General features: G+C 74.3%; 7 protein-coding genes. 4 read left to right on the forward strand and 3 right to left on the reverse strand.

All coding sequences use genetic code 11. The annotated features are described in order from the left end of the window. Positions 1–68: 68 nt before the first annotated feature. The 4 genes from BN2279_RS06955 to BN2279_RS06970 all read left to right on the forward strand — a co-directional run bounded on the left by BN2279_RS06955 (position 69) and on the right by BN2279_RS06970 (position 4,114). Positions 69–827, forward strand: a complete 759-nt coding sequence (locus tag BN2279_RS06955) for a CoA transferase subunit A (protein ID WP_059007546.1) — start codon at positions 69–71, stop codon at positions 825–827. After that, positions 827–1,459, forward strand: coding sequence for a CoA transferase subunit B (locus BN2279_RS06960; protein WP_059007547.1), 633 nt, complete (start codon positions 827–829; stop codon positions 1,457–1,459). Before BN2279_RS06955 ends, BN2279_RS06960 begins: the two co-directional genes overlap by 1 nt. Positions 1,460–1,635: 176 nt before the next feature. Further along, positions 1,636–2,916, forward strand: coding sequence for a hypothetical protein (locus tag BN2279_RS06965; RefSeq protein WP_159037088.1), 1,281 nt, complete (start codon positions 1,636–1,638; stop codon positions 2,914–2,916). A gap of 64 nt (positions 2,917–2,980) precedes the next feature. Next, entirely contained in the window at positions 2,981–4,114 is a 1,134-nt protein-coding gene (locus tag BN2279_RS06970) for a hypothetical protein (RefSeq protein WP_159037089.1), read from the forward strand. A gap of 22 nt (positions 4,115–4,136) precedes the next feature. Here the strand turns inward: BN2279_RS06970 and BN2279_RS06975 are convergent, their stop codons facing one another. The 3 genes from BN2279_RS06975 to BN2279_RS06985 form a co-directional block, all read right to left on the reverse strand. Next, a complete protein-coding gene (locus BN2279_RS06975; protein ID WP_059007553.1) occupies positions 4,137–4,718 on the reverse strand; it encodes a hypothetical protein in 582 nt (193 codons plus the stop codon). Beyond that, on the reverse strand, positions 4,715–5,323 hold the full coding sequence (locus BN2279_RS06980) for an RNA polymerase sigma factor (RefSeq protein ID WP_059007555.1): 609 nt from the start codon (positions 5,321–5,323) through the stop codon (positions 4,715–4,717). The genes BN2279_RS06975 and BN2279_RS06980 overlap by 4 nt, the downstream gene beginning before the upstream one ends. Positions 5,324–5,465: 142 nt before the next feature. After that, positions 5,466–5,864, reverse strand: a complete 399-nt coding sequence (locus BN2279_RS06985) for a hypothetical protein (RefSeq protein WP_059007557.1) — start codon at positions 5,862–5,864, stop codon at positions 5,466–5,468. Positions 5,865–6,124: the final 260 nt, after the last annotated feature.

Raw genomic sequence — 6,124 nt, forward strand, 5'->3', positions numbered from 1 at the left:
CCGCCGCCGCCCTCCTTCATCAGACCCGACGACCTCGCCGGCCTGATGACCGGAAGCCACAGCGGCTCATGAACAAGGTCATCCACAGCGCCGCCGAAGCGGTGGCGGACATCGGCGACGGCGCGTCGCTCGCGGTCGGCGGGTTCGGGCTGTGCGGCGTCCCGGAGACGCTGATCCGCGCGGTGCACGACCGGGGCGCGACCGGCCTGCGGCTGGCGTCGAACAACTGCGGCGTGGACGGCCGGGGCCTGGGCATCCTCCTGGCCGCCGGACGGGTGGCCCGGGTGACCGCCTCCTACGTCGGGGAGAACAAGGAGTTCGCCCGCCAGTACCTGGCCGGGGAGCTGGAGGTGGAGCTGATCCCGCAGGGCACCCTGGCCGAACGCCTGCGCGCGGGCGGCGCCGGGATCCCCGCGTTCTACACCCCGGCCGGGGTCGGCACCCCGATAGCCGAGGGCGGCCTGCCCTGGCGCCACGCCCCCGGGTCAGGCGCGGTCGCGGTGGCCTCCCCGCCCCGGGAGACCCGCGTGTTCGACGGCCGGGAGTACGTGCTGGAGCACGCCCTCACCACCGACTTCGCGCTGGTCCGCGCCGCCCGCGGCGACCGGCACGGCAACCTGGTGTTCCACCGCACGGCCGCCAACTTCAACCCCCTGGCCGCCACGGCGGGCCGGGTCACGATCGCCGAGGTCGAGGAACTGGTCGAGCCGGGCCGCCTGGACCCCGACCACGTGCACCTGCCGGGCGTGTTCGTCCAGCGGGTCGTCCCCCTCACCGCCGCCCAGGCGGCGGACAAGCCCATCGAACGCAGGACGGTGAGCGTCTGATGCCCTGGACCCGCGACGAGATGGCCGCCCGCGCGGCGGCCGAACTCCAGGACGGCTCGTACGTCAACCTCGGCATCGGCCTGCCCACCCTCATCCCCGGCCACCTCCCGCCCGGCGTCCACGTCGTGCTCCACTCCGAGAACGGCATCCTGGGCACCGGCCCCTACCCGCACCCCGACGACGTCGACCCGGACCTGATCAACGCCGGCAAGGAGACCGTCACCGTCCTGCCCGGGGCGGCGTTCTTCGACTCCGCCCTGTCCTTCGCGATGATCCGCGGCGGCCACATCGACACCGCCGTCCTGGGCGCCATGCAGGTCTCCGCCACCGGCGACCTCGCCAACTGGATGATCCCCGGCAAGATGGTCAAGGGCATGGGCGGCGCGATGGACCTCGTCCACGGCGCCCGCCGCGTCATCGCTCTCACCGAACACACCGCCAAGGACGGCACCCCCAAGATCCGGGACCGCTGCACCCTGCCGCTGACCGGCCGGGCCTGCGTCCACCGGATCATCACCGACCTCGCCGTCCTCGACATCACCCCCCGGGGCCTCACCCTCGTCGAGACCGCCCCCGGCGTCACCGAAGCCGCCGTCCGGGCGGCCACGGACGCACCCCTCGTCCAGTCCTGACCAGCCCTCCGGCCCCCCGCCCGGCAGCGCTCGCGCCGGGGCCACCTTTGCGCCCGGGCGTCAAAGGAACGGGTTTTCTGCTCGCTCCCTGCGTGAGTCCGCGCCCGGCCGTTCCCTCCGGTGGTGAGGAGTGTCACGTTGCTCCGACAGTGTCCATTGGGGTGAGGGGTAGTGGAATGCGACGAGACAGGCGCGTCGGCAGGCGTGCGGTGCTGGGGGCGGGCGTGGGTATCGCGGGGTCCTGGGCGGTGGGCGGCGCCTCCGCGGCAATGGCCGCCGGGCGGTCGTACCGGGTGGTTGCCACCCCGCTCGGGCAGGCGCGGGGCGTCCCGTACGCCCAGTCGGTCATGGACTGCGACCGCTGGGGACGGGCCCTGGTCGGCGCACGGTTCGACAGCGACTCCGACAGCGTCGTGGGCGCGGTGTGGGACGGGGAGGAACTGACCGCGCTGGCACCGCCGCCCTCCTCGACCTACGTGTCCGCCTCCGCGATGAACGACCGGAACCAGATCCTGGGCACCGCCTCCGGCTCCGGCTCGGTCTCCCGGCCCGTGATCTGGACGCGCGGAGTGCCGGAGGTCCTGGATCTCGACACGAACGCCTGGGGCAACCACATCAACAACCGCGGCGAAGTGCTCTTCACCGTCCGGGAGGGGAACTACGCGAGGCGGAGCACCAGGCTGTACCGGTCCGGCGAGGTCATCCCGGTGTCGCCGCCCCCGGAGAGCCCCTTCTCGGACGTGGAGCCCCGCGGGTTCAACGACAGCGGGCAGGTGGCCCTGCTGGCGTACGACGAGTATCCCGAGTCGCTCGGAACCGTGTTCCTCTGGCAGGACGGCGCCGCGCGGGAGCTACCCCTGCCGGGCGAGGAGAGGGCCAGGGTGGCCGTGCGTGCTTTCAACGCACGCGGCGACATCCTCGGGTCCCACTACGCCTCCGGCCGGGAGCGTCAGTGGCTGTGGCGGGACGGCGAGCTGATCGAGTTCCCCCTCGCCGGTGCCGGCGCGTTCCGGGCCGCATGGGGCGGCCAGGCGCTGAACAGCCGCGGCCAGGTCCTCGGCGCGGCCTGTCCCAGCGGGGACGCCGCCGACTGGGGGCCCGCCCTGTGGTCCCCGGACGGGGTGGAACTCCTGCCCTTTCCCGACGGTGTGTCGGCCTACGCGAACGCGATCAACGACCGGGGCGACGTCGCCGGCACGCTCCAGTCACCGGACGGTGCCGAACGCGCCTGCCTGTGGCGGGGCGGCCGACTGATCGACCTCGGCGTTCCCGAGGGGTTCGGGGGCGCACGCGGATACTGGATCGCCGCGGACGGCGGCGTGTTCGGCACCGCCCAGGCGTCCAACCACCCCGAGAACGAGACCGAGGAGGTCCATGCCTTCCACTGGCGGGTGAGGGGATGCGCACCGCCCCCCGACATGGGTGACCGTGCGCATCACGGCGCGCGGCGGGCGTGAGTTGGCCGGAATGGGTGGTGTCCCCGGGGCGCGCCGCGTCGTTGTTCCCCGTGTGACCCCGGCTGTGACACGGGACGCGCCCGGCGCCTCCGGGCCGCGGCTGCTGCTCAACGCCGAGCCGTTCGGCTTCGGACCGGCGGCGGCCGTCGCGATCCTCGCCACCGAACTCGCGCCCGCCTGCGCCCAGTTGGACTACCTCGGCGGCGGCCACACGCTCGACGTTCAGCGCAGGCCGCCGTTCCACACCGTCCACGCCGTGACCGACCCGGCCGACGACGGCGCGCTCGACGCGCTGTTCGCCTCGCTGGCGCCGCGCTACGACCTGTTCGTCACCGCCGTGGACTTCGCGATGGCCGGCCGCGCCCTCGCCGCCGGGCTGCCCGTGGCGATCTACGACGCGCTGGCGTGGTACTGGCCCACCGTTCCGGAGGTGGCCCACCGGGCCGCGCTCTATCTCGCGCAGGACTTCTTCGGTGTCCGCGAGCGCCTCGCGGACGACCCCGCGCTCCGGGCGCGGACCGTGGTCGTCCCGCCGCTGGCGCCGCCGAGGCGGGACCGGAAGCCCGGCCGGCACGTCCTGGTCAACCTCGGCGGCCTCCAGCACCCCGTCTGGGCCCCCGACGACGCCGTCGCCTACGCCCGCCTCATGCTGGCCGCCGTCCGCGCCGGCACACCCCCCGGCCGGCGGATCACCGTGGCGACCAGCCGCGGCATCGCCCGCGCCCTCGACGACCCGGACGTGGGCACCTACGACCACGACACCGTGCTCGACCTCATGAGCACCGCGACGTACGCGTGCATGACGTCCGGCCTCGGCAACATCTACGACGCCGCCGCGCCCGGCGTCCCCACCCTCTGGCCCCCGCCCGCGAACGACTCCCAGGCCGAACAGATCGACCTCCTCGACGCGGCGGGCCACTGCGACGCCCGCCTGGACTGGGCGGACCTCGGCCTGCCCGTGGCGTACGGGCCCTCGATCCCCGACCTGACCCGGGCCATCGACCGCGCCGTACGGGAGGCGGCCACCGGCCACCCTCCGGCGGGCGCGCTCGCCCGCCTGGTCGCGGACCGCACCGCCGGGCCCGGCGCCCGGGAGGGCCGGGCCCGGGCGCTGGCGGAGCGTTTCGGCCACGGCGGCATGCGGCACGCCGCGCGGGCCGTCCTCCGGTGGTGCGCGGCGAACCGCCGGGCCCCCTGACGCCCCGCCGCGCCGGGACCGGCTACTCGGCGGAGCCGGGCACGACGGTGTCGAAGACGGCGTCGACGTCGCAGTCAGGCTCGGTGACCACGGCCAACCGCGTCTCGTCGGCCGCGCCGTCCGCCCCCGGCACGCTGTCGATGACCACCACGTCGGCGGGCCGCAGCGTCAGCTCCATCGTCTCCTGCCACTCCTCGGGGTCCAGCTCCTCGGTCGGCACGACGGAGACGTCGTCCGCCTCCTCCCCGTCCGGGCAGTGGACGTGGGTGACGTCCGGGGGCACCTCGTCCGCCCTCACCACCTCGACCCCCGCCTCGGCCAGATCGTCCGCGAGGCGGTTCCGGGTGGCGTCGTCCAGGGGCGCCGCGACGGTCAGCCGCACCGTCCCGTCGTTCCCCTGCTCCACCGCATACGCGGTGGAGGACCCGCTTCCGGGCAGCACGACGAGTGTCACCGCCACGCCGGCGGCGGCGGCCAGACCCAGCCCGGCGCGGGCCCGGGGGAACGCGAGGCGCGAGCCCGGCTCCTCGCGCGTCCCGGCCGAGGCGAGGCGGACCTCGCGCTGGAGTTCGTCCAGAAGACGGTCTTCGAAGGTCGGTGTCATGACGTGCTCCCTGCGGGGGAAGGGCGGCGGACGGGCTCCGCCGCCTCGGCGGTCTCGGTTTCGGTGGCGGCGCGCAGCGTCAGGCGCGCGCGGTGGAGACGGACCCGGGCCGTGACCGGGCGGATGCCGAGGGACCTGGCCGCCTCGGTGACGCTGAGCTGGTCCACGGCGACGAGTTCCAGCACGGCCCGCTCGCCCTCGGGAAGTTCGGCGAGGGCCGCGACGAGACGGCGACCCTCTCTCTCCGCGACGAGCTTCTCCTCCAGACGCGCGATGGCGTCCGGCTCCAGCAGCCGCCGTCCGGCGACGCGGCTGGTCAGGAGCGACTCACGGGCGGCACGGTGGCGTTCGGCCGAGGCGACGTTGCGCGCGATGCCGTACAGCCACGCGATCTCGCTGCCGCGTCCCTTCCGGTAGGTGTGCCCGGAGTCGATCACCGCGAGGAACACCTCGGCGGTGAGGTCGGCGACGGAGTGCGGATCCTCCACCCGCCGCGCGAGGAACCGCGTCACCGCGTCCACATGGCGCCGGTAGAACGCGGCGAACAGCTCGGGATCCCGGGCCGCCGCGGCCGGGCCGCCGCGGCTCCTGGTGGGTATCTTCACGCAAGGGCCTCCTGTGTCGTCCTGCTTGCGCGTACACCCACACTTGGCGAAACGGCGGCCCGGCGTTACACGCGCTGGTCAGGGAGGCGTGCGGGACCCGGGGGGACGGTCACCGGGGCGGGCGGAGGCGGCGGGACGCGGGTCAGTCCGCGCAGGGCGCGGGCCCGCAGAACGAGGCGAGGGCCTGGTCCCGGATGTCCCGCTGGGCCCGCTGGTCGCCGGGCGGGCCGTAGACGACGAGGGCGTACAGCGTGACGCCGTCGTCCCCGACGAAGCGGTGGTCGAGGACGTGGCGCGGCCCGTACGCGGGGTCGGTGTAGGTGTACTCCAGGCTCGTGAGGGCTGTGGGGTCGTCGCTCTTGGCGTCGAAGCCGAGCAGTGCGTAGTCGTCGGCCCCGGACGCGTTCTGGCGGGCGATCACCGCCGAGTCGTACGGGGTCGGCTCCTCCTCCAGGCGGAACACCTGGACGCTGCGGGCGGTGTCCGGGGAGGTGTAGAAGACGCTGACGCCGTCGGAGGAGCGTTCCCAGCCGGTGGGCACGTACAGGGTGAAGCCCGCCTCGTCGGTGGCCTCGCGGTAGCCGGCCGGCGGCGCCTGGCCGGGCTCCCCGGTTTCCGAGGGCTCCCCGGGTTCGCCGGTTTCGCCGGGGGTGGGGGCATCCCTACTGACGCGTTCGAGGTCGAGGGTAGCTCACCTTGCATGCCACCGCCGGCGCCTTTTTGACCGCCTCACAACAATTTAGCCATTGCTCAACCAGCACGAGCAGCCGCCATACCCCCATCCCACCCACCCAACCTACA

The organism is Streptomyces specialis (genome assembly GCF_001493375.1).
GTDB classification, from domain to species: domain Bacteria; phylum Actinomycetota; class Actinomycetes; order Streptomycetales; family Streptomycetaceae; genus Streptomyces; species Streptomyces specialis.